This window comes from Pseudomonas sp. S1(2024) (assembly GCF_046557535.1).
The window spans coordinates 18103-39373 of the sequence record NZ_JBKGFP010000123.1 but is presented as its reverse complement, the minus strand read 5'-3'; the positions used below and the strand labels follow the sequence as shown (position 1 = coordinate 39373).

At 64.1% G+C, this 21271-nt stretch carries 21 protein-coding genes and 2 pseudogenes; 17 read left to right on the top strand and 6 right to left on the bottom strand.

What is annotated here, in order from left to right; genetic code table 11:
- The first annotated feature begins 157 nt into the window (after positions 1-157).
- The 10 genes and pseudogenes from paaA (at position 158) to ACLCGK_RS30675 (ending at position 9550) form a co-directional block, all read left to right on the top strand.
- On the top strand, positions 158-1147 hold the full coding sequence (paaA, locus tag ACLCGK_RS30720) for a 1,2-phenylacetyl-CoA epoxidase subunit PaaA (protein WP_015270325.1): 990 nt from the start codon (positions 158-160) through the stop codon (positions 1145-1147).
- A 25-nt stretch (positions 1148-1172) separates the two neighbouring features.
- On the top strand, positions 1173-1454 hold the full coding sequence (paaB, locus tag ACLCGK_RS30715; protein WP_013972614.1) for a 1,2-phenylacetyl-CoA epoxidase subunit PaaB: 282 nt from the start codon (positions 1173-1175) through the stop codon (positions 1452-1454).
- 8 nt (positions 1455-1462) lie between these two features.
- A complete protein-coding gene (gene paaC / locus ACLCGK_RS30710; RefSeq protein WP_410953551.1) occupies positions 1463-2221 on the top strand; it encodes a 1,2-phenylacetyl-CoA epoxidase subunit PaaC in 759 nt (252 codons plus the stop codon).
- On the top strand, positions 2208-2741 hold the full coding sequence (gene paaD, locus ACLCGK_RS30705; RefSeq protein ID WP_410953550.1) for a 1,2-phenylacetyl-CoA epoxidase subunit PaaD: 534 nt from the start codon (positions 2208-2210) through the stop codon (positions 2739-2741). The genes paaC and paaD overlap by 14 nt, the downstream gene beginning before the upstream one ends.
- 15 nt (positions 2742-2756) lie before the next feature.
- Complete coding sequence (gene paaE, locus ACLCGK_RS30700; RefSeq protein ID WP_410953549.1) at positions 2757-3833, top strand: 1,2-phenylacetyl-CoA epoxidase subunit PaaE; 1077 nt, start codon at positions 2757-2759, stop codon at positions 3831-3833.
- 169 nt (positions 3834-4002) lie between these two features.
- Positions 4003-4311 (top strand): DUF485 domain-containing protein, encoded by a 309-nt coding sequence (locus tag ACLCGK_RS30695; RefSeq protein WP_410953548.1) that lies wholly within the window; start codon positions 4003-4005, stop codon positions 4309-4311.
- Positions 4302-5870: pseudogene (locus ACLCGK_RS30690) on the top strand (cation acetate symporter); the annotation flags it as partial. The gene ACLCGK_RS30695 and the pseudogene ACLCGK_RS30690, both read left to right, overlap by 10 nt.
- 40 nt (positions 5871-5910) lie before the next feature.
- The gene (locus ACLCGK_RS30685; protein ID WP_410953552.1) at positions 5911-7143 is read left to right on the top strand and encodes an OprD family porin; all 1233 of its coding nucleotides are present in this window, start codon (positions 5911-5913) and stop codon (positions 7141-7143) included.
- Positions 7144-7171: 28 nt separating this feature from the next.
- Positions 7172-9223, top strand: a complete 2052-nt coding sequence (paaZ, locus tag ACLCGK_RS30680; RefSeq protein ID WP_253153151.1) for a phenylacetic acid degradation bifunctional protein PaaZ — start codon at positions 7172-7174, stop codon at positions 9221-9223.
- Positions 9224-9379: 156 nt separating this feature from the next.
- Positions 9380-9550 carry a hypothetical protein gene (locus ACLCGK_RS30675; RefSeq protein ID WP_217190475.1) on the top strand — a complete coding sequence of 57 codons (171 nt, stop codon included), beginning with the start codon at positions 9380-9382 and terminating at the stop codon, positions 9548-9550.
- Between the two features lie 187 nt (positions 9551-9737).
- Here the strand turns inward: ACLCGK_RS30675 and ACLCGK_RS30670 are convergent, their stop codons facing one another.
- Both ACLCGK_RS30670 and ACLCGK_RS30665 read right to left on the bottom strand, forming a co-directional pair.
- Positions 9738-10007 (bottom strand): DUF6555 family protein, encoded by a 270-nt coding sequence (locus ACLCGK_RS30670; RefSeq protein WP_054573301.1) that lies wholly within the window; start codon positions 10005-10007, stop codon positions 9738-9740.
- Positions 10008-10174: 167 nt separating this feature from the next.
- Positions 10175-10384: a general stress protein gene (locus ACLCGK_RS30665; protein WP_003259459.1), complete on the bottom strand. Its 210-nt coding sequence runs from the start codon at positions 10382-10384 to the stop codon at positions 10175-10177.
- Positions 10385-10663: 279 nt separating this feature from the next.
- Here ACLCGK_RS30665 and ACLCGK_RS30660 point away from each other — a divergent pair, with 279 nt between their 5' ends.
- Both ACLCGK_RS30660 and ACLCGK_RS30655 read left to right on the top strand, forming a co-directional pair.
- On the top strand, positions 10664-14446 hold the full coding sequence (locus ACLCGK_RS30660) for a CheR family methyltransferase (protein WP_410953547.1): 3783 nt from the start codon (positions 10664-10666) through the stop codon (positions 14444-14446).
- Positions 14447-14716, top strand: a pseudogene (locus tag ACLCGK_RS30655) (NUDIX domain-containing protein); the annotation flags it as partial.
- 126 nt (positions 14717-14842) lie between these two features.
- Here ACLCGK_RS30655 and ACLCGK_RS30650 read toward each other — a convergent pair.
- Both ACLCGK_RS30650 and ACLCGK_RS30645 read right to left on the bottom strand, forming a co-directional pair.
- Entirely contained in the window at positions 14843-15394 is a 552-nt protein-coding gene (locus ACLCGK_RS30650) for an ATP-dependent Clp protease proteolytic subunit (RefSeq protein ID WP_410953546.1), read from the bottom strand.
- Between the two features lie 22 nt (positions 15395-15416).
- Positions 15417-15791 (bottom strand): low affinity iron permease family protein, encoded by a 375-nt coding sequence (locus ACLCGK_RS30645; RefSeq protein ID WP_003259456.1) that lies wholly within the window; start codon positions 15789-15791, stop codon positions 15417-15419.
- A 165-nt stretch (positions 15792-15956) separates the two neighbouring features.
- Between ACLCGK_RS30645 and ACLCGK_RS30640 the strand changes: the two genes are divergently transcribed.
- From ACLCGK_RS30640 to ACLCGK_RS30620, 5 genes are read left to right on the top strand one after another with little or no spacing between them, the layout of a single operon-like run.
- Complete coding sequence (locus tag ACLCGK_RS30640) at positions 15957-16874, top strand: DUF72 domain-containing protein (RefSeq protein ID WP_410953545.1); 918 nt, start codon at positions 15957-15959, stop codon at positions 16872-16874.
- Positions 16871-17656 (top strand): endonuclease/exonuclease/phosphatase family protein, encoded by a 786-nt coding sequence (locus ACLCGK_RS30635; RefSeq protein ID WP_410953544.1) that lies wholly within the window; start codon positions 16871-16873, stop codon positions 17654-17656. The genes ACLCGK_RS30640 and ACLCGK_RS30635 overlap by 4 nt, the downstream gene beginning before the upstream one ends.
- Positions 17653-18855 carry a cardiolipin synthase ClsB gene (gene clsB, locus ACLCGK_RS30630; protein ID WP_100413619.1) on the top strand — a complete coding sequence of 401 codons (1203 nt, stop codon included), beginning with the start codon at positions 17653-17655 and terminating at the stop codon, positions 18853-18855. Before ACLCGK_RS30635 ends, clsB begins: the two co-directional genes overlap by 4 nt.
- The gene (locus ACLCGK_RS30625; RefSeq protein WP_410953543.1) at positions 18855-19808 is read left to right on the top strand and encodes a lysylphosphatidylglycerol synthase domain-containing protein; all 954 of its coding nucleotides are present in this window, start codon (positions 18855-18857) and stop codon (positions 19806-19808) included. The genes clsB and ACLCGK_RS30625 overlap by 1 nt, the downstream gene beginning before the upstream one ends.
- A gap of 28 nt (positions 19809-19836) precedes the next feature.
- The gene (locus ACLCGK_RS30620) at positions 19837-20265 is read left to right on the top strand and encodes a hypothetical protein (protein ID WP_410953542.1); all 429 of its coding nucleotides are present in this window, start codon (positions 19837-19839) and stop codon (positions 20263-20265) included.
- Between the two features lie 193 nt (positions 20266-20458).
- Here the strand turns inward: ACLCGK_RS30620 and ACLCGK_RS30615 are convergent, their stop codons facing one another.
- On the bottom strand, positions 20459-20683 hold the full coding sequence (locus ACLCGK_RS30615) for a metallothionein (RefSeq protein ID WP_054573293.1): 225 nt from the start codon (positions 20681-20683) through the stop codon (positions 20459-20461).
- Positions 20680-21144: a hypothetical protein gene (locus ACLCGK_RS30610; RefSeq protein ID WP_038409647.1), complete on the bottom strand. Its 465-nt coding sequence runs from the start codon at positions 21142-21144 to the stop codon at positions 20680-20682. Before ACLCGK_RS30610 ends, ACLCGK_RS30615 begins: the two co-directional genes overlap by 4 nt.
- Positions 21145-21271: the final 127 nt, after the last annotated feature.

The window sequence follows — 21271 nt, the reverse complement described above, 5'->3', positions numbered from 1 at the left end:
TCTCCTGTGGGAGCTGGCTTGCCGGCGAAAGGGCTGCACAGCAGCCCCCTTGGCCCGCAAAGTGATACACAAATCTTATTCGATACACATAAAACTGTTTGACGTTATGTTTTGTATCGCTTACAAATGACTCATGCCTTAGCAGGAGTCGGAACACATGTACGCACAGCTAGTGGAAACCGGAGTCAAGCGCGTCAAGTCGCTGGAAGAGATGTCGCCCGAGGAGCGCAACTTCCAGGAAAAGATCGACGCCGAAATCAAGATCGAAGCCAAGAACTGGATGCCCGAGGCCTACCGCCAGACCCTGATCCGGCAGATCTCCCAGCACGCCCACTCGGAAATCGTCGGCATGCTGCCCGAAGGCAACTGGGTCACCCGTGCCCCCAGCCTCAAGCGCAAGCTGCAGCTGATGGCCAAGATCCAAGACGAAGCTGGCCACGGCCTGTACCTGTACAGCGCCATGGAAACCCTGGGCGCCGACCGTGACGAAGAAATCGCCAAGCTGCACAGCGGCAAGGCCAAGTACTCGAGCATCTTCAACTACCCCACCCTCAGCTGGGCCGACATGGGCGCAGTGGGCTGGCTGGTGGACGGCGCCGCCATCGTCAACCAGGTGGTGCTGCAGCGCACCTCCTACGGCCCGTATTCACGCGCGATGATCCGCATCTGCAAGGAAGAGAGCTTCCACCAGCGCCAGGGCTACGAAATCCTTCTGACCATGATGCGCCACGGTACCCAGGCCCAGCGCGACATGGTCCAGGACGCGATCAACCGCCTGTGGTGGCCGGCACTGATGATGTTCGGCCCCAGCGACGAGCACTCCCCCAACAGCGCCCAGTCCATGGCCTGGAAGATCAAGCGCCAGACCAACGATGAACTGCGCCAGCGGTTCATCGACCAGACCGTGCCGCAACTCGAGCTACTCGGCTGCACCGCCCCCGACCCCGAGCTGAAGTGGAATGCCGAGCGCGGCCATTACGACTTCGGCGAAATCCAGTGGGACGAGTTCTACGAAGTGATCAAGGGCAATGGCCCATGCAACCAGGAACGTGTCGCCACCCGGCGCAAGGCCATCGAGGACGGCGCCTGGGTGCGCGAGGCCGCCGTGGCCTACGCGCGCAAGCAACAGAACAAGAACGCCGCCTGAGCGGCGATTGATGCGGAGATCGAAAATGTCTGTCTGGACCCTCTACGAAGTGTTCGTGCGCAGCAAGCACGGCCTTAACCACAAGCATGTCGGCAGCGTGCACGCCGCCGATGCCGCCATGGCCATCGAAAACGCCCGCGAGCTGTACACCCGCCGCAGCGAAGGCGTCAGCCTGTGGGTGGTGCCCTCGGCACTGATCACCGCCTCTTCCCCGGACGAGAAAGACCCGCTGTTCGCCCCGGCGGACGACAAGGTCTACCGCCATGCCAGCTTCTACGAACTGCCCGACGAAGTCGGACACATGTGAGGTTGGCCATGCATAAAGAAACCCTTGTCCCCTACCTGCTGCTGCTCGGCGACAGTGCCCTGGTGCAGGGCCAGCGCCTCTGCGAATGGTGTGGCCGCGCCCCGGCCATCGAAGAAGAGCTGGCCCTGATGAACGTCGGTCTCGACCTGGTAGGCCAGGCGCGCAACTGGCTGGAATACGCCGCCGAGCTGCTCGATGATGGCCGTGACGCCGACGCCCTGGCCTTCCGCCGTGACGAGCGGGCCTATCGCAACCTGTTGCTGGTCGAGCAGCCCAACGGCGATTTCGCCGTGACCATGACCAAGCAGTTCTTCTATGACGCCTGGCATTTCGCCGTGCTTCAGGGTCTGGTCGGCTCGAACGACGAGCGTATCGCCGGTATCGCCGCCAAGGCCCTGAAGGAAGTCACCTACCACCTGCGCCGCTCCAGCGAGTGGGTGCAACGCCTGGGTGGTGGCACCGAAGAAAGCCGCCAACGCATGCTCGCGGCCATCCCGGCACTGTGGCGCTTCACCGTCGAACTGGCCGCCGGTAGCGACAATGAAGTGCACCTGGCGCAAGCGGGCGTCGCCGCCGACCCCGCTGCCGTCGGCGCAGCCTGGCTCAAGCAGGTTGGCGTGACCTTCGCTTCGGTCGAGCTGCCGCTGCCCAAGGCCGCCAGCCACTTCTACCTGGACGGCCGCAAAGGCCTGCACACCGAGCACCTGGGCCTGCTGCTGGCCGAGATGCAGTTCCTGCCAAGGGCGTACCCCGATGCAACCTGGTGAGCTGATTGCCGGCGACCGTGGCGCCCGCGCGCCACGCGGCGATGACCTGGCCCGGGCCTGGGCGGTACTGGCCCAGGTCATGGACCCGGAAGTGCCCGTGGTCAGCGTCGTCGACCTGGGGATCGTGCGCGACCTCGGCTGGCGCGCCGGGCACCTGCACCTGGTCGTCACGCCGACCTACTCCGGCTGCCCTGCCACCGAGGTGATCGAAGGGGATATCCGCCAGGCGCTGGAGCAGGCCGGCTTCCCCGCGCCGCTGCTCGAGCGCCGGCTGACCCCGGCCTGGAGCACCGACTGGATCAGCGAACTGGGCCGCGAGCGCCTGCGCGCCTACGGCATCGCCCCGCCACAGGGCAGCGCCAGCAAACGCAGCCTGCTCGGCGAGGCGCCGCAGGTGTGCTGCCCGCAGTGCGGCAGCGCCCATACCGAATTGCTCAGCCAGTTCGGCTCCACGGCTTGCAAGGCACTTTACCGCTGCCGCGAGTGCTTGGAGCCGTTCGACTATTTCAAATGCATTTGAGCCGTGGAGAACGCCATGAGCCAGTTTCACAGCCTGACCATCAAGCAAGTGCGCAACGAGACCCGCGATGCGGTGTCGATTGCCTTCGACGTGCCCGAGCACCTGCAGGCGCAGTTCCGTTTCACCCAGGGCCAGTACCTGGTCATGCGCACCCAACTGGATAACGAAGAAGTCCGCCGTTCCTATTCCATCTGCAGCGCCGTGCAGGATGGCGAACTGCGTGTGGCGGTGAAGCGCGTGCCAGGCGGGCGCTTCTCGGCATTTGCCAACGACGTGCTCAAGGCAGGCCAGCAACTGGAAGTGATGCCGCCGTCGGGAAGCTTCTTCGTGCCACTGGAGCCGGCCCGCCAGGGCAACTACCTGGGCGTGGCTGCCGGCAGCGGCATCACGCCGATCCTGTCGATCATCGCCACTACCCTGGCCAGCGAGCCGCACAGCCGCTTCACCCTGCTGTACGGCAACCGCTCCAGCTCTGGCGCACTGTTCCGCGACAAGCTGGAAGACCTGAAGAACCGTTACCTCGACCGCCTGAACCTGATTTTCGTGTTCAGCCGCGAGCAGCAGGATGTCGACCTGTACAACGGCCGCATCGATGCCGACAAGTGCGGCCAGTTGTTCTCGCGCTGGATGGACGTTGCCAACCTGGACGCTGCATTCATCTGCGGCCCACAGGCGATGACCGAGACGGTGCGCGACAGCCTGCAGGCCAATGGCCTGGCCAAGGAACGCATCCATTTCGAGCTGTTCGCCGCCGCCGGCAGCGAAGCCCGTCGTGAAGCCCGCGAGGCGGCGCGCCAGGTGGACTCGGCGCTCAGCCACATCACCGTGATCAGCGACGGCCGCGCCCTCACCTTCGACCTGCCACGTAACACCCAGAACGTGCTGGACGCCGGCAACGCCATCGGCGCCGAGCTGCCCTACTCGTGCAAGGCCGGCGTGTGCTCGACCTGCAAGTGCCGGGTAATCGAGGGCGAAGTGGAGATGGACAGCAACCATGCCCTGGAGGATTACGAAGTGGCGGCCGGGTATGTGCTGTCGTGCCAGACCTACCCGGTGAGCGACAAGGTGGTGCTCGATTTCGACCAGCTCTGAGACCGCGTCGCCTGCTTCGCGGGCGCGCCCGCTCCCACAGGGATAGCACAAGTCTCAAGCACACCGCCGCACCTGTGGGAGCGGGCATGCCCGCGAGGAGGCCCTAAGCAACAGCGCAACACCCGCGTGACCTCAACAAAACAATTACAACACCCAGAGATCGCAACCCATGACACCCGAACGCATCGAAAGCATCGCCAACCACCCCGACTTCCAGCACCTGGTGCAGCGCAGACGCCGCCTCAACGGCAGCCTGACCCTGGCCATGCTGGTGATCTACTACGGCTTCGTCCTGCTGGTGGCGTTTTCCCCCAGCACCCTCGGCCAGTCCCTCAGCGGTGGCGTGACCACCGTTGGCATGCTGGTGGGCGTGCTGATGGTACTGCTGTCCTTCGCCTTGACAGGCATCTACGTGCACCGCGCCAACAACGTGCTCGACCCGCTCAACGACAAGGTCAAGCAGGAGTGCGCACAATGAACTGGACTGCCATCTCGATGTTCATGGTGTTCGTCTGCTTCACCCTGCTGGTCACCCGCTGGGCTGCCATGCGCACGCGCTCGGCCAGCGATTTCTACACTGCCGGCGGGGGCCTGACCGGCATGCAGAACGGCTTGGCGATCGCCGGCGACATGATCAGCGCCGCCTCGTTCCTGGGCATTTCGGCAATGATGTTCATGAACGGCTATGACGGCCTGCTGTATGCCCTGGGTGTACTGGCCGGCTGGCCGATCATCCTGTTCCTGATCGCCGAGCGCCTGCGCAACCTGGGCAAGTACACCTTCGCCGACGTGGTCAGCTACCGCCTGGCACAAACCCCGGTGCGCCTGACCTCGGCCTTCGGCACCCTGGTGGTGGCGCTGATGTACCTGGTGGCACAGATGGTCGGTGCCGGCAAGCTGATCGAACTGCTGTTCGGCATCAGCTACCTGTACGCGGTGATGCTGGTCGGTGTGCTGATGGTCGCCTACGTCACCTTCGGCGGCATGCTCGCCACCACCTGGGTGCAGATCATCAAGGCAGTGATGCTGCTTTCGGGCACCAGCTTCATGGCCTTCATGGTGCTCAAGCATTTCGGCTTCAGCACCGAGGCGATGTTCGCCAGCGCCGTGGCCGTGCATGCCAAGGGCCAGGCGATCATGGCCCCGGGCGGCTTGCTGTCCAACCCGGTGGACGCCATTTCCCTCGGCCTGGGCATGATGTTCGGTACCGCCGGCCTGCCGCATATCCTGATGCGCTTCTTCACCGTCAGCGATGCCAAGGAAGCGCGCAAGAGCGTGTTCTATGCCACCGGGTTCATCGGCTACTTCTACCTGCTGCTGATCGTCATCGGCTTCGGCGCCATCGTCATGGTCGGCACCGAGCCGTCCTACCGTGACGCCACCGGCGCGATCATCGGCGGCGGCAACATGGTCGCCGTCCACCTGGCCCAGGCCGTGGGTGGCAACCTGTTCCTCGGTTTCATCTCCGCCGTGGCCTTCGCCACCATCCTGGCAGTGGTCGCGGGCCTGGCGCTGTCCGGTGCATCGGCGGTTTCGCACGACCTGTATGCCTGCGTTGTGCGCCAGGGCAAAGCTAGCGAGCAGGAGGAAATGCGCGTGTCGCGTATCGCCACGCTGCTGATCGGCCTGCTGGCGGTAATCCTCGGCCTGATGTTCGAGTCGCAGAACATCGCCTTCCTCTCTGGCCTGGTGCTGGCCGTGGCCGCCTCGGTCAACTTCCCGGTGCTGCTGCTTTCGATGTTCTGGAAAGGCCTGACCACCCGCGGCGCAGTGTGCGGCAGCATGGCCGGCCTGGTTTCGGCGGTGCTGCTGGTGGTGCTGGGCCCGGCGGTGTGGGTCAACGTGCTGCATCACGAGAAGGCGCTGTTCCCCTACAGCAACCCGGCACTGTTCTCCATGAGCCTGGCCTTCCTCGGCGCCTGGGTGTTCTCGGTCACTGACAGCTCCGAACGCGCCAGCCAGGAACGTGGCCGCTACCTGGCCCAGTTCATCCGTTCCATGACCGGAATCGGCGCCGCCGGCGCCAGCAAGCACTGACTCTCAGGGAAGAACAACCATGTCGGGTAAAACAACAACAATGAACCGCACGCACTTCATTTCGGCCGCCTGGCTGGCGACCCTCGCCCTGCCGATGCCGGCGATGGCAGACTTCATCGGCGACAGCCACGCCCGGTTGGAGCTGCGCAACCATTACCTCAACCGCGATTTCCGCCAAAGCAATGCACCACAGGCCAAGGCCGAGGAATGGGGCCAGGGCTTTACCGCCAAGCTGGAGTCGGGCTTCACCGAAGGCCCGGTCGGCTTTGGTGTCGACGCCATGGGCCAACTGGGCATCAAGCTCGACTCCAGCCGCGACCGGCGCAATACCGGCCTGCTGCCTTTCGGCCCGAACAGCCATGAACCGGTCGACGACTACAGCGAACTGGGCCTGACCGGCAAGGTGCGGGTGGCCAAGAGCACCCTGCGCCAGGGGACCTTGCAACCGATCCTGCCGGTGGTGGTGTACAACGACACCCGCCTGCTGGCCTCCACCTTCCAGGGTGGCCTGCTCACCAGCCAGGACTTGGCCGGCCTGACCTTCAACGCCGGCCGCCTGACCAAGGCCAACCTGCGTGATTCCTCGGGCCGCGACGACATCGGCTACGGCGCCGCCAGCAGCGACCACCTGGACTTCGGCGGCGGCAGCTACGCCATCACCCCGCAAACCAGCGTCAGCTACTACTACGCCAAGCTCGAGGACATCTACCGCCAGCAGTTCGTCGGCCTGATCGATACCCGCCCGCTGGGCGAAGGCCTGAGCCTGCGCACCGACCTGCGCTACTTCGACAGCCGCAACGACGGCGCCGAGCGTGCCGGCAACATCGACAACCGCAACTTCAACGCCATGTTCACCCTCGGCGTACGGGCCCACAAGTTCACCGCCGCCTGGCAGCAGATGTCCGGCGACAGTGCCTTCCCGTTCGTGAACGGCGGCGACCCGTTCACCGTCAACCTGGTCACCTACAACACCTTCACCCGCGCCGGGCTGGACTCGTGGCAGGTGCGCTACGACTACGACTTCGTCGCCATGGGCATCCCCGGCCTGAGCTTCATGACCCGCTACACCGATGGCCGCCACGCCGAGACCGCCACCGTCAGCAACGGCCGTGAGCGTGAGCGCGACACCGACATCACCTATGTCATCCAGAGCGGCCCGTTCAAGGACGTCAGCCTGCGCTGGCGCAACGTCACCTTCCGTTCCGGCAATGGCCTGACCAACGCCGTGGACGAAAACCGCCTGATCATCGGCTACACCGTGGCGCTGTGGTAACAGCGCCCCCTCTACATTGGAGAACAGCATGTCTGCCGCCCCTACCCTGCAAAGCTTCATCGCCGGCCGCTGGCTTGGCCAGCACGGCGCCCAGGCCCTGCGTAGCGCCCTGGATGGCCACGTTTTGGCCTACAGCCACGAAGAGCGCCCGGATTTCGCCGAGGCCGTGGACTTTGCCCGCGCCCGTGGCCTGGCCACGCTGATGGCCATGGACTTCCAGCAACGCGCTGCCCGCCTGAAGGCACTGGCGCTGTACCTGGCCGAGCGCAAGGAGCAGCTTTACGCCCTGTCCCACCACAGCGGTGCTACCCGTGCCGACAGCTGGATCGACATCGAAGGCGGCAACGCCACGCTGTTCTCCTATGCGGGCATCGGCAGCCGTGAGCTGCCGTCGGGCAACCTGGTGCACGAAGGCCCGGCCATCCCGCTGGGCAAACAGGGCCATTTCGCCGGCAGCCACATCCTGGTGCCGCGCGCCGGCGTGGCAGTGCACATCAACGCCTTCAACTTCCCCATCTGGGGCATGCTGGAGAAGTTCGCCCCGACCTTCCTGGCCGGCATGCCGTGCATCGTCAAGCCGGCGACCTCGACCAGCTACCTGACCGAGGCCGTGGTGCGCCTGATGAATGCATCCGGGCTGTTGCCCGAAGGCAGCCTGCAACTGGTGATCGGCAGCACCGGCGACCTGCTCGACCGCCTGCAAGGCCAGGACGTGGTGACCTTCACCGGTTCCGCCGACACCGCCGCCAAGTTGCGCGTCACGCCGAACCTGGTGCGCAACTCGGTGCCGTTCACCGCCGAAGCCGATTCGCTGAACTGCGCCATCCTCGGCCCGGACGTGACCCCGGACAGCGAAGAGTTCGACCTGTATATCAAAGAGGTGGTCCGCGAAATGACCACCAAGGCCGGCCAGAAATGCACCGCCATCCGCCGCGCCATCGTACCGGCCAGGCACATCGACGCGGTTGCCACGCGCCTGCGCGAGCGGCTGGCCAAGGTGGTTGTCGGTGACCCGTCGCTGGAAGGTGTGCGCATGGGCGCCCTGGCCTCCCACGACCAGCAGCACGATGTGGCCGAGCGCGTGCGCAGCCTGCTGCAGAGCTGCGAGCAGCTGTTCGGCGCCAGCGATGGCTTTGCGCCGCGTGGCGAGGGCGTAGCCGAGGGCGCGTTCTTTGCTCCGACCTTGCTGCAGGCCCGTGACCCGCATGCCGAAGGCGGTGCCCACGATATCGAAGCGTTCGGCCCGGTCAGCACGCTGATGGCCTATGACGACCTCGATGAAGCCCTGGCGCTGGCTGCGCGGGGCAAAGGCAGCCTGGTGGCGACCCTGGTCACCGCCGACCGCAGCGTGGCAGCCAAGGCCATTCCAGTGGCTGCCGCTTGGCACGGCCGCTTGCTGGTACTCGACAGCGAGGCGGCCAAGGAATCCACCGGGCATGGCTCGCCATTGCCGCAACTCAAGCACGGCGGCCCGGGCCGCGCTGGTGGTGGTGAAGAGCTGGGTGGCCTGCGTGCCGTCAAGCATTACCTGCAGCGTGCCGCAGTACAGGGTTCGCCGAGCATGCTTACGGCGGTAACCGGTGAATACGTGCGCGGTGGCGAAGTGATCGAAACCGAAGTACACCCGTTCCGCCGCTATTTCGAGCAACTGCGCATCGGCGAGTCGCTGCTCACCCACCGGCGCACCGTGACCGAAGCCGACCTGGTCAACTTCGGCTGCCTGTCGGGCGACCATTTCTACATGCACTTCGACGAGATCGCCGCCAAGCAATCGCAGTTCGGCAAGCGCATCGCCCACGGCTACTTCGTGTTGTCGGCAGCGGCCGGGCTGTTCGTCTCGCCAGGTGAAGGCCCGGTACTGGCCAACTACGGCCTGGATACCCTGCGCTTCATCAACCCGGTGGGCATCGGCGACACCATCCAGGCACGCCTGACCTGCAAACGCAAGATCGACCAGGGCAAGACCAGCCCGCTGGGCCAGCCCCAGGGCGTGGTGGCGTGGGATGTGGAGGTGACCAACCAGCTGGGTGAGCTGGTCGCCAGCTACGACATTCTCACCCTCGTGCTGAAGAAGCCCTGACAGTACCGTTGGTCAGGGGTGGTGGACATCCAACCGACCGCCCCTGGCTGTTGCCGCTCTCATTCAATGAGGGGTGGTCAATGGCTTCGCCTCTCACTCCTGTATTGGGCCCGCCTGATCGCGGGCCTTTTTTTCATCGAGAGCGAGGGTTGCGAGATGAAAGAGTTTACTGCGATGGGTGGCGGCAGCGCACAGGATGACTGGCCAGAGCTCGAGCCGGACCGGCGCAATGACCGGGCAGATGACCCGGATGCCGACCCCAATGTGACTGATGACGAAGAAAACCGCCCGGGCTTACCGGCCAGCGACCCCGAGTCCGGTGCCTAGACGGCCTGCGCGTACCTGTAGGAGCGGCTTTAGCCGCGAAGAATCCAACGCGATGCATGGCACCGGCTGCGCCGGTGTTCGCGGGCGCGCCCGCTCCCACAGGTATGGCGCACTCCTTGAACTGGTGATGTCCCTGTGGGAGCGGGCATGCCCGCGAAGCAGGCGACACAGTGCTTTGGGCCAGGGATCACATTGTCGCCGCTGGCCCCCCCACCGACTGGTTCGGCTTGCTGCCGGATACCCGCCAGCTCACCGCGGTAATCCCGTAGCGCTCGGCCATCGGCCTGCTGACTTTCCTGATTTTTTCGCGCCCGAACTTCGGAATGATGCCGATGCCCGCATCACAACTTGCCCAATGCCAGGCCTCGGCGTTGTCCAGCGTCTCCAGACGAATGATGAAACTGCGCGGCTTGCCATGCAGTTGGTAATCAATGATGTATAGCTGTGGGCCAGGCATCGCAGGGGCCTCCTCTTCTCCATGGATGACACCCTGATTGATCGGGGTACGGCCAGAAGATTCAAAAAAATGTCGAGCAACAGGTACCAAAGGCCATTGCAGCCTCGGTACACAGGAGGTGGCCGGTACCCGGCACTGCGGGTACCGGGTGCCCAGAAGCATTCAACTCACTGTTGGCGGCCCCCGCCGTGGCTGTTCTGGCCGCCCTTGCGACCGGCCTCCGATGCCCGTTGGCGGTCGTTGGCGAAGTTGCCGCCAGACGCCTGCCCACCCTTGTGCCCCGCACGGGAGGCCCGTTCCCGGTCATTGGCAAAATTGCCAGGGTTGGTTTCCTTGGTGCCGCCGCGCTGGCTGGTTCGTTCTTGATCCTGCGCCATGTGGTATCTCCTTGCGATGGATTGGCTGCTCGCATGGATGTTTGCCATGCCTTGGTTCCGAGCCGCCAATCACACAGTCTGCTCAATGGTTTTGCCGGCAACTGACCAGTGGCACCAAACATGGGCCGGCAAAAGGTTTGCGTGACGGAAGCAGGCGGGTCGCACTTTCCTTCGCAAGCAGAGGTCTCAATAACATGGCGACGGCCTATAATCCCGCCACACACACGCCCGATGATGCTGCTAAGGGCGGAACGTTCCGGTCTGCACAAGGCTCCGTCCATGAAGTCGTCCCCCAAGCAACCTGCCTCGCCCCAGAACCCGGCACTCAGCCCCAGCCACCTGGATTTCCCGGTGGTGGGCATCGGTGCATCGGCAGGCGGCCTGGAAGCGATCTGTACGCTGTTCCGGCAAATGCCCAGCGATTGCGGCATGGCCTTCGTCGTGGTCCTGCACCTGTCCCCCGACCACCAGAGCGTCGCCGACCGCATCATCCAGGACACCACGCAAATGCCGGTGCGCCAGGTGACTGAGCCGGTGCCCATCGAGCGCAACCATATCTACGTGATTTCACCGGCCAATCGCCTGTCCACCAACGACGGCTACCTGCGGGTGACCCCGGCCAACCGGCGCCGTGGCGACCACGTGGCCATCGACCTGTTCTTCCGTGACCTGGCTGATGTGCACAAGGACCACGCCTTCTGCGTGGTGTTGTCCGGTACCGGTGCCGATGGCGCCGTGGGCCTGTCGCGGATCAAGGAGCAAGGCGGTGTGACCCTGGCGCAGACACCGGACGACGCCCAGTACGACAGCATGCCCCGTGCCGCAATCGAGACCGGCATGGTCGACCTGGTGCTGCCGGCGGCAGAAATCCCGCAGAAGCTGCTGGAGCTGTGGCGCAATGCCCGCCAGGTCAGGCTCCCGGAAATCGAAGACGATACCCTGCCTCCGGCCTTGGGCACCCGAGTCGGCGATGCCCAGGCCAGCGAGCCGATGCTCGAAGAGATCCTGCTGCAGTTGCGCAGCAATACTGGCCACGACTTTCAGCACTACAAGCGCGCCACGGTACTGCGACGCATCGAGCGCCGCCTGCATGTGACCGGCCAGGCAGACCTGGCGGCCTACCTGCATTACCTGGAACAGTACCCCGCGGAATCCAGGGCCTTGCTGGCCGACATGCTGATCGGCGTGACCAATTTCTTCCGCGACCGCGAAGCGTTCGAAGCCCTGGAGCGCCATGTGTTGCCACAGCTGGTCTGCGAACGCGACCCGGCCGAGGGCGCGGACGAGATACGCGTGTGGTCGGCCGGCTGCTCCACCGGCGAAGAGGCGTACAGCCTCGCCATGCTGGTTTGCGAGCAGCTGGCACTGGAGCAGCGCTCGCACAAGGTACAGGTGTTCGCCACCGACCTGGACGAACGCGCCATCGGCATCGCCCGCAGTGGCTCATACCCCGAGGCGATCGTCACCGACGTGCCGCCCAGCCGGCTGCGCCAGTTCTTCCTCAAGGAAGACCAGCATTACCGGGTGCGCAAAGAGGTTCGCGAAAAGGTGCTGTTCGCACGGCACAACCTGCTGTCGGACCCACCGTTCTCGCAGATCGACCTGATTGTCTGCCGCAACCTGCTGATCTACCTGGACCGCGAGGTGCAGCGTGACATCCAGCAGATGTTCCACTTCGCTCTGCGCCCGGGTGGCTACCTGTTCCTCGGGTCGTCCGAGTCGGCCGACATGGCCAGTGAACTGTTCGCCCCGGTGGACAAACGCAACCGCATTTTCCGCGCACTCGATGCCAGCAATACCGGCCGCCGTTCCGGCCGTCAGCTGGCCGGCACATCTGCCGCCAGCATGCCACTGGAAACGCTGGCCAAGGCCAAGCCGGGGCGCAAGCCATCCTTCGCCGACCTGCACTACCGCGCCCTGGCGCGCCGCATGCCGCCCAGCCTGATCGTCGATATCGACGGCAATATCCTGCACATGAGCGAAGGCGCAGGGCGTTTCCTGCAACTGGCCGGTGGCGAACCGAGCCGCAGCCTGCTCAACCTGGTGCTGCCGCCCCTGCGCCTGGCCCTGCGCAGCACCTTGTTCCAGGCGCGTCAGGGGACCGAGGCGGTGACCTCGCGCCCTGTCGACCTGGCGGAAACCATGGGCAAACTGCAGGTGGAGATCACCGTGCAGCCGTACAAGGACGACCTCAGCGCCAGCGATTGCCTGCTGGTGGTGTTCGAGGAACGCGCGCCCGACCCATCCCTGCCGTTGCCCGGCGTCATCCGCCAGACCGACAGCATGGTGCTGCACAACCTCGAACGCGAACTGCAGCGCACTCGCCTGCAACTGCAGGAAACCATCGAGCAGTCAGAGGTCTCCAGCGAGGAGCTGACGGCTTCCAACGAAGAGATGCAGGCCATCAACGAGGAGTTGCGGTCGGCCAGCGAAGAACTGGAAACCAGCAAGGAAGAGCTGCAGTCGATCAACGAGGAACTGCTCACGGTCAACTACGAGCTGAAGAACAAGGTCGAGGAAACCGACAAGGTCAACGACTACCTCAGCAACCTGATCGCCTGCACCGAGATCGCCACGGTGTTCGTCGACCGCAACCTGCATATTCGCTGGTTCACGCCCCGCGCCACCGACCTCTTCAATATCCTGCCAGTCGATACCGGCCGTTCCCTGCTCGACATCACCCACTGCCTGGATTACCCGGCGCTGGCCGACGATGCCCGCGCCGTGGCCCAGGGCGAGGCCATCATCGAGCGTGAAATCGGCGGCCAAAGCGATCACTGGTACCTGGCGCGCCTGCTGCCCTACCGCTCCAGCGAGCAGAAAATCGACGGCACGGTGCTGACCTTCATCGACATCAGCAGCAGCCATGCCGCCGAAGAGCGCGTGCGCCTGGGCGAAGAGCGCCTGAGCAAGCAGTTGGCCGAGACGCAGAGCAACAACCACATGAAGGACGAGTTCTTCGCCGTCATGTCCCATGAGCTCAAGCACCCGCTCAACCTGATCCAGCTCAATGCCGAAATCCTGCGCCGCCTGCCGTCGCTGCGCAACATCAGTGCAGCGAGCAAGGCCGTTGGTACCATTTGCGATGCGGTAACCAGCCAGGCGCGGATCATCGACGACCTGCTGGATGTGGCGCGCATTCGGACCGGCAAGCTTAAGCTCAAGACCCAACCTGTGGATCTGCTCGCCCTCCTGCAGGGCATCCATGATGTGGTGGTGAGCGAGCAACACCCCTGCCCGGTACGCCTGGAGCTGCCCGCCGACACCCTGCCGGTGATGATCGAAGGTGACGTTACCCGCCTGGAGCAGATCATCTGGAACCTGCTCAACAACGCGCTGAAGTTCAGCCCGGCGGGCAATGAGATACGCCTGGTGCTGAGCCACGACGAAAACCACGCGCGGTTGCAGGTGATCGACCATGGCGTAGGCCTGAGCCACGACAGCCTCGAGCACATCTTCGACCTGTTCAGCCAGGCTACGCCGCAACAGGCCAGCCACAGCCGCGAGGGCCTGGGCATCGGCCTGTCGCTGGTACGGCAACTGGTCGAGGCCCATGGCGGTAGCGTACGCGCCAAGTCACCGGGGCTTGGCCTGGGCTGCACCTTTGAGGTCACCCTGCCACTTTGCGATACGCAACTCCCGCAGCGTGAGCAAGGCTCGGAGCTACTGAGCGAGGGCCGCCTTAATGGAATTCGCGTGTTGCTGGTGGACGATTCCGTAGAAGTGCTGGCGGTAATGCAGGAGCTGCTGGAAATGGAGAGCGCCACTGTCAATGCCTTCAGCAAGCCACGTGAGGCCCTGGACGCCGCTGCGGGTGAGGAGTACGACATCATCCTGTCCGATATCGGCATGCCGGTGATGGACGGCCATGCGCTGATCAAGGCCCTGCGTGGCTACGTGCACCTTCGCCATACCCCGGCCATCGCCCTGACCGGCTATGGCGCCAGCGCCGACCAGTACAAGTCACGCCAGTCCGGCTTTGACCGGCACCTGAACAAACCGGTGGGCTATGACGAGCTGGTCGAGGCGATCGAGGCCCTCAGCGGCTCGGTGCCCTACTGACCGTTGCAGGCAGCGGAGCGTGATTTGCTTGAGGAAACCGGGTTGCAGGCAGAGTCGCTGACCTTGTTGATGCGTCATGAAGCGGCAGAGCGCATGCATTATGTGTTCGAAGCGGAGTTCGCCGACGCCCCACATCCCAAGGCCCTGCGTGAAATTGCTGATTGCCGGTTCGCCCACCCGGACCAGGTGCCCATGCTCAAGGACGAGATCAAGCTGCTGATCCGCTCGTTGCTGGCGTGTGACCGGGCAATGGCAGCGTCAGTGAGGTAGACCTTTTTCTCCTGTGCCGGCCCTTTCGCGGGCTTGCCCGCTCCCACAAGTACTTCACCGCTTCTGAAGCATGTGCTGAACCTGTGGGAGCGGGCATGCCCGCGACGAGGCCGGCACAGGTATCAGCTAGGCATGCACACTCCACTGACACGCCTCCGCCTCGATCGGCATCTCGTCTATGGCATGGATCATCCCGTTCGCCAATGCGTCCCGGGGCCCGAGTATCCGCGGGTAGGCCATCAGATACCGAGGTACATCCAGCACCTCGTCCGCCCCTTCGGTCCGCTCGGCGACGATTTGCGCGTATAACCGCAGGTCATAATCCAGGCTCATCGCGTATTCAGCCATGCGTGAGTGGTCGACCGAGCCATGCAAGGTCCAGTGGAAAGGATGAAACAGGAACTTGCTGTAACTGCATGCCGTGCGCCGTTCCCCGGCCAGGAAGATGATGTTGCCCATGGATTCCACCGTGCCCAGGTTGTGGGTATGCACCTCGACCGGTAACGCCCGCAGAAAGTTGTACAAGGTAAACCCGTAACTGCACTCGCCGCCCATGGTGGCAATGTTCAGTTGCAGGATGTCGGCGCCCTGCTGCAACGCCCGCGAACAGGTGTTGATCAGGTTGCCGCAGGTAGATGAATTGATAGGCCCGGTGAAGTGGACGATATGTCTGGCCATGCTTGCCTCCAGAGTTGGCAGGTCATTCCTTGGTTGAATGCGCATCGTCACCCTGCCCGGCCATCTGCCGGTATTGCTTGCGCAGGGCATGCAGCTCGGCCGGATCCATGTCTTCAAGGTCCAGCAGCGCCTTGTGCGCCTTTTGGGTTGTGCGCAACAGCTCATCGATCTTGATGTGCAGTTCGTCGTTGTCGCGGTTCTGGGTGTTCTGGATCAGGAACACCATGAGAAACGTGATGATGGTGGTCGAGGTGTTGATCACCAGTTGCCAAGTGTCGTTGAAGCCGAACAGCGGCCCGGTCACTGCCCAGATCAGGATCAGCAGGCAGGCGATGCCAAAAGTCAGCGGGCGGCCGGCCCAATTGGCCAGCCATTGGGCGAAACGGTCGAATTTCATCCTGGCGCCCTTCCTCGTAGCAGGTATGCGGTGGAAACGCCGCGGGCCGCAAAGTTCCACGCCGCATCAGCCTTTTCCGTTGGTCAACCATGCTGAACCCTGGCCGCTGTTCACCAGTCGCACCTTCAGAGTGACCGAACAAGGACTGGCAATGAGGAAGGCAGCGTGAGCGATATCCGCATCGGCATCTCCGGTTGGCGCTACGGCCCGTGGCGCAAGGATTTCTACCCGAAGGGCCTACCCCAGGACGACGAACTGGCGTTCGCTTCGCGGGCGGTCAACAGCATTGAAATCAACGGCTCGTTCTACAGCCTGCAAACACCCGAACGCTACCAGGGCTGGCATGACCAGACGCCGCCCGGCTTCGTGTTCGCGGTAAAAGCCCCGCGCTACATCACCCATGTACGGCGGCTCAAGGACATCGAAGAAGCCGTGGCCAATTTCTTCGCATCCGGGCCGCTGCTGCTCGGCAAGAAGCTGGGCCCGTTCCTGTGGCAGTTTCCGCCGAACATGAAGTTCGACGAGGGCCGCTTCGCCCGTTTTCTCGAACTGTTGCCGCACAGTCGCAAGGCTGCCCGCGAATGCGCGCAGGGGTGTGCGCAACGGCTGCGGGACAACGGCAGCACCGATATCAAGGGCAACGCTCGACTGCGCCACGCTGTGGAAATCCGCAACGAAAGCTTTTTGTGCGAAGCCTTCATCAAGCTGCTGCGCAGGCACCGGGTAGCGCTGGTAGTGGCCGACAGCGCCGGGAAATGGCCGTATGTCGAAGACCTTACCGCCGACTTCGTGTACATGCGCCTGCATGGCGATGTCGAGCTGTACAGCAGTGGCTATACCGCCCAGGCGCTGCGGCGCTGGAAGCAGCGCATCCAGCACTGGAGCCAGGGCCGCCAGGCCGACGATGCCCAGCTGGTGGTGCCTGGGCCGCCACCACGGCGCGCTGCCCGGGACGTCTACTGCTATTTCGACAACGACCAGAAAGTCCATGCGCCTTATGACGCCCGGCGCCTGTTGCAGAAGCTGTCGCTGGACCATGAACTGATGACCGAGCCTGGCGTGGTGCCGGAGGTGACCCTGTGAACAGGACCCTGCCTGCCCCGCGCGGCATCATCGACAAGATCACCGCCGTGCGTCGGCTGAATGTACTGACGTTGAACGTGCACAAGGGCTTCACCTTCTTCAACCGGCGCTTCATCCTGCCCGAATTGCGCGAAGCCGTGCGCGCCACCGGCGCCGACCTGGTGTTCCTGCAAGAAGTGCACGGTAGCCACCAGCAACATGCCCTACGCCACCCGGCCTGGCCGGATACGCCACAGTACGAGTTCCTGGCCGACAGCATGTGGCCGCAGTTCGCCTACGGCCGCAATGCGGTGTACCCCCATGGGGACCACGGCAATGCGCTGCTGTCGAAATTCCCCATCAGCCGCTTCGACAACCTGGACGTCTCGGTGCAGGGCAACGAGCAGCGCGGGCTGCTGCACTGCCAGCTGGAGGTGCCGGGCCATGACCAGGTGCATGCGGTGTGCGTGCACCTCGGCCTGCGCGAGGCCCACCGGCAACGCCAGGTAAAGCTGCTGCTGGACTTGCTCGACAGCCTGCCGCCCAAGGCGCCGGTAATCATCGCCGGCGATTTCAACGATTGGCGGCTGAAGGCCGATGCCGTGCTGTGCGAACACCTGGTAGAGGCCTTCGGCGAGCATTTCGGCACCCCGGCGCGCAGTTTTCCGGCGCGTCTGCCGCTGTTGCGCCTGGACCGCATCTACCTGCGCAATGCCATGCCCGGCACGGCCCAGGTTTTGTCGAAGTACCCGTGGTCGCACCTTTCCGACCACGCCCCTCTGGCTGCGGAGATCAAACTGTGAACCGACCCTGGGTAGACGGCAACAGCGTGCAGTTGCTGATCAATGGCGAGCAATACTACCCCCGCGTGTTCGAGGCCATGGCCCAGGCACGGGAGGAAATCCTGCTGGAGACCTTCATCATCTTCGATGACAAGGTTGGCCAGCAATTGCAGCAGGTGCTGATCGCTGCCGCCCAACGCGGCGTGCGTGTCGAAGTGGCCGTGGATGGATACGGCACGGCTGACCTGCCCGACTCCTTCATTGCGGCCATGACCGATGCCGGGGTCAGTTTCCATGCCTTCGACCCGCAGCCGCGGCTGGTGGGCATGCGCACTAACCTGTTCCGGCGCCTGCACCGCAAGATCGTGGTCGTCGATGGCGAGCGGGCCTTCATTGGCGGCATCAACTACAGCGCCGACCACCTGGGCGATTTTGGTGCCATGGCCAAGCAGGACTATGCCGTGGAAGTCGCCGGCCCGGTGGTGGCGCAGGTGCATGCCGCCAGCAAGCGCCTGATGTCGCCGGTGCTGCAGCCGCCCAGCGCGGTACGGCCGCTGACCGAGCCTGCCGGTACCTGCAGCGCCGTGCTGGTCGAGCGCGACAACGGGGTGCGCAGCACCGATATCGAGGCCCACTACCTGCAGGCGTTTCGCAGCGCCCGGCAGCGCATCGTGGTGGCCAACGCGTATTTCTTCCCGGGCTACCGATTGATGCGTGAACTGCGCAATGCGTCCCGGCGTGGCGTGGAGGTGCGGCTGATCCTGCAGGGCCAGCCAGACATGCGCTGGGTGCGGGCGCTGTCGCGGCTGTTGTACAACTACCTGCTGCGCGATGGTGTGGCCATTCACGAGTATTGCCAGCGGCCGCTGCACGGCAAGGTGGCGCTGGTGGACGATGAGTGGGCCACGGTCGGCTCCAGCAACCTGGACCCGCTCAGCCTGTCGTTCAACCTGGAAGCCAACCTGTTCATCCGTGATCGCGCCTTCAACCAGCAGCTCAACCAGCACCTGCAGCAGCTGGCCCGCGAACAATGCAAGCCGGTCACCCTGGAACGCATGGTTCGCGGCTACTGGTGGCGGGCGCCGCTGATATTCGTGTGCTTCCACGTGATCCGCCATTTCCCGCGGATTGCCGGCTGGTTCCCGGCGCACCGCCAGCACCTGCGCTCGGTGCAGCCGGAGGCCGAGGCACAGGGTGACTACCACGAGGGCCAAACCTGATGGCGCGTAAACACTGGCAAACCTGGGGCAAGCGGCTGTTCACCCTGGCATTCCTGATCCTGATCCCTGCGCTGTTGTACCTGCTGGCGCGCAACCTGGACTGGAACGAAGTGCGCCAGTCGTTGCTGGCCTACAAGCCCGGCACCCTGGCCATAGGCCTGGTGGTGGCCGGGTGCAGCTACCTGACGTTCGCCAGCTACGACCTGCTGGCCCGGGCCTACACCGGCCACCACCTGCCAGCCCGCCAGGTGTTGCCAGTGGCCTTCGTGTGCTATGCCTTCAACCTCAACTTCACCACCTGGGTGGGTGGCGTTGCCTTGCGTTACCGGCTGTACAGCCGCCTGGGCCTGGACACGGCTACCATCACCCGCATCCTCACCCTGGGCCTGCTGACCAACTGGATGGGCTACATGCTGCTGGCTGGCACCGTGTTCGCCTTGCGCCTGGTCGAGCTGCCCGCCAACTGGGCGGTCGGTGCCAGCGGCCTGCAACTGATCGGCGTGGTGTTGCTGGCGATTGCCGCTGGCTACCTGCTGGCCTGTGGCTTCGCCAAAAAGCGCACCTGGCGCTGGCGCGACCATGAGGTTACGCTGCCGTCGCTGCGCCTGGCGCTGTGCCAGGTTGTACTGGGTGCCAGCAACTGGGCGCTGATGGCGCTGCTGATCTTCTGGTTGCTGCCTGGCGAAGCCTTTTACCCGTCGATTCTTGGCATCCTGCTGATCAGCTGCGTTGCTGGTGTGGTTGCGCATATCCCGGCCGGGCTGGGTGTGCTGGAAACGGTGTTCCTGGCCCTGCTGCATGGGCAGCTTGCCCAGGGCACGCTGGTGGCGGCCCTGCTGGGCTACCGCACGCTGTACTACCTGGTGCCGCTGTTGCTGGCGGTGCTTGTCTACCTGATCCTCGAGAAACGCGCCAAGGCCATGCGCCGGCGCGACAAGCCTGCCCAGACCTGACAAGGGCCATTGGCCCGGGAGGTGGCAAATGCGTGGCGCTGTCTTGAAGCCGATGTTGATACTGATGATGGCCAGCCTGCTCAGCGGCCAGGCCCTGGCCGAAGCCTGCAACGTGCTCACCCGTTCCTCCAGCGAGGCGGTAACGCCGGTGGAGCGACACAGCTGCTACAGCTACAGCAACCTGCCCGCCGAAGCGATCAACTGGTCGTGCAGCAATGAGAGCAAGGACATGCTCAACAGCGAAAAGCACAAGGTCGCGCGTTGTGCCGATGGCAGCGTTGGCAGTTGCATCGCGCCATTGACCCAGGAGGCATTGGCCAACCCCAAGGCAACTGGCGGTGACAAGCCGGTGTTGCCGAAGGATGCGCGGGTGATCACCTACTACTACGACACCCCCAGCCTGGGCCAGGCCCGCACTGATTGCGAGCGTAGCAATGGTATCTGGCAGACTCACTGATTCTGCGGGCCTGCGCGCTGCTTTGTGTAGGAGCGGCCTTGTGTCGCGAAAGGGCCGCAGCGCGGCCCCAGGATTTCAGCTTCGCACGGAAAATTGCCGGGGCCGCTTTGCGGCCCTTTCGCGACGCAAGGCCGCTCCTACAGGATCATCACAGCCCCATAGACCTATGCAGAACCTATGAGACGGCGATGTTTCAGGGTGAAATCGGGTCACTCGCCGGGAAGGTCTCGTCCAGCGCATTGTCCACGGCGCTTTCCTTGGTTTTTCCCCCGCAGTGGCAATCCGGCATCCGGCACGGCTCGCCATTGCGATGCCCGCTGGCACAGGCCTCGCAGCAATACACCTTGCCTTCGAGCTGCAAGGCATTGGCATCCACGGTGCAGGAACAATCTGCACAGGCACAACGCAACTCGTTCATGGCTTGCTCTCCTCGTCATCGATCACATCATCGGTCCACGGTTCGCCATCAAGCGGTGCGGAGCGGGCCAGTTCGGCTTCGTCCAGGCCTATGCCGCCGCCAATCTCATTGGCCTCTACCCGCCTAAGGGTCTTGTCTGCAGGGCCACCGCTGCCACCGGGTTCGTGCGGGTCACGGGCGCCGGTCTCGTCCAGCAAAGTGTCCGGGCTAAGGTCGTCGTAGGTGACGTTGTCCTCGTGCAGGCTGTCGCTCAACGCCTCGCCGCCAGTCATGCCGCTTTCGGCAACGCGCCGCGGTGGGAACTCGCGGGCCACGTCCGCGGCCGGTCGCTCGTCACCCGCACGCCCCTCGCGCTCGTCCAGGCGCTCGTCGAAGTCCAGTTCATGCACGCTGCCCATGCGGTCTTCGGTGTCGTCGATTTCAGTGGGGGTATAGGGCTTCGGTTTATCTGTTCGGGCCATGTGCGTTCTCCGTCAGGTGGCTTCAATCGGTCGACTGCACTTGATGTTTGAAGATTCAGAGTTTTTTTGAACTACCGTCCGGGCCGTTGCCTCCCAGATTAGAGACTGCGAACCGCCCGGAGCCCGC

Excerpts from the sequence above, each read along its gene's own strand:
- paaE (WP_410953549.1), top strand. The coding sequence starts at position 2,757 with ATGAGCCAGTTTCACAGCCTGACCATCAAGCAAGTGCGCAACGAGACC.
- ACLCGK_RS30695 (WP_410953548.1), top strand. The coding sequence starts at position 4,003 with ATGACACCCGAACGCATCGAAAGCATCGCCAACCACCCCGACTTCCAG.
- ACLCGK_RS30645 (WP_003259456.1), bottom strand. The coding sequence starts at position 15,791 with ATGAAATTCGACCGTTTCGCCCAATGGCTGGCCAATTGGGCCGGCCGC.
- paaB (WP_013972614.1), top strand. The coding sequence starts at position 1,173 with ATGTCTGTCTGGACCCTCTACGAAGTGTTCGTGCGCAGCAAGCACGGC.
- paaC (WP_410953551.1), top strand. The coding sequence starts at position 1,463 with ATGCATAAAGAAACCCTTGTCCCCTACCTGCTGCTGCTCGGCGACAGT.
- ACLCGK_RS30610 (WP_038409647.1), bottom strand. The coding sequence starts at position 21,144 with ATGGCCCGAACAGATAAACCGAAGCCCTATACCCCCACTGAAATCGAC.
- paaA (WP_015270325.1), top strand. The coding sequence starts at position 158 with ATGTACGCACAGCTAGTGGAAACCGGAGTCAAGCGCGTCAAGTCGCTG.
- ACLCGK_RS30625 (WP_410953543.1), top strand. The coding sequence starts at position 18,855 with ATGGCGCGTAAACACTGGCAAACCTGGGGCAAGCGGCTGTTCACCCTG.
- ACLCGK_RS30620 (WP_410953542.1), top strand. The coding sequence starts at position 19,837 with ATGCGTGGCGCTGTCTTGAAGCCGATGTTGATACTGATGATGGCCAGC.
- paaZ (WP_253153151.1), top strand. The coding sequence starts at position 7,172 with ATGTCTGCCGCCCCTACCCTGCAAAGCTTCATCGCCGGCCGCTGGCTT.
- ACLCGK_RS30670 (WP_054573301.1), bottom strand. The coding sequence starts at position 10,007 with ATGCCTGGCCCACAGCTATACATCATTGATTACCAACTGCATGGCAAG.
- ACLCGK_RS30650 (WP_410953546.1), bottom strand. The coding sequence starts at position 15,394 with ATGGCCAGACATATCGTCCACTTCACCGGGCCTATCAATTCATCTACC.
- ACLCGK_RS30660 (WP_410953547.1), top strand. The coding sequence starts at position 10,664 with ATGAAGTCGTCCCCCAAGCAACCTGCCTCGCCCCAGAACCCGGCACTC.
- paaD (WP_410953550.1), top strand. The coding sequence starts at position 2,208 with ATGCAACCTGGTGAGCTGATTGCCGGCGACCGTGGCGCCCGCGCGCCA.
- ACLCGK_RS30685 (WP_410953552.1), top strand. The coding sequence starts at position 5,911 with ATGAACCGCACGCACTTCATTTCGGCCGCCTGGCTGGCGACCCTCGCC.
- ACLCGK_RS30665 (WP_003259459.1), bottom strand. The coding sequence starts at position 10,384 with ATGGCGCAGGATCAAGAACGAACCAGCCAGCGCGGCGGCACCAAGGAA.
- ACLCGK_RS30675 (WP_217190475.1), top strand. The coding sequence starts at position 9,380 with ATGAAAGAGTTTACTGCGATGGGTGGCGGCAGCGCACAGGATGACTGG.
- ACLCGK_RS30615 (WP_054573293.1), bottom strand. The coding sequence starts at position 20,683 with ATGAACGAGTTGCGTTGTGCCTGTGCAGATTGTTCCTGCACCGTGGAT.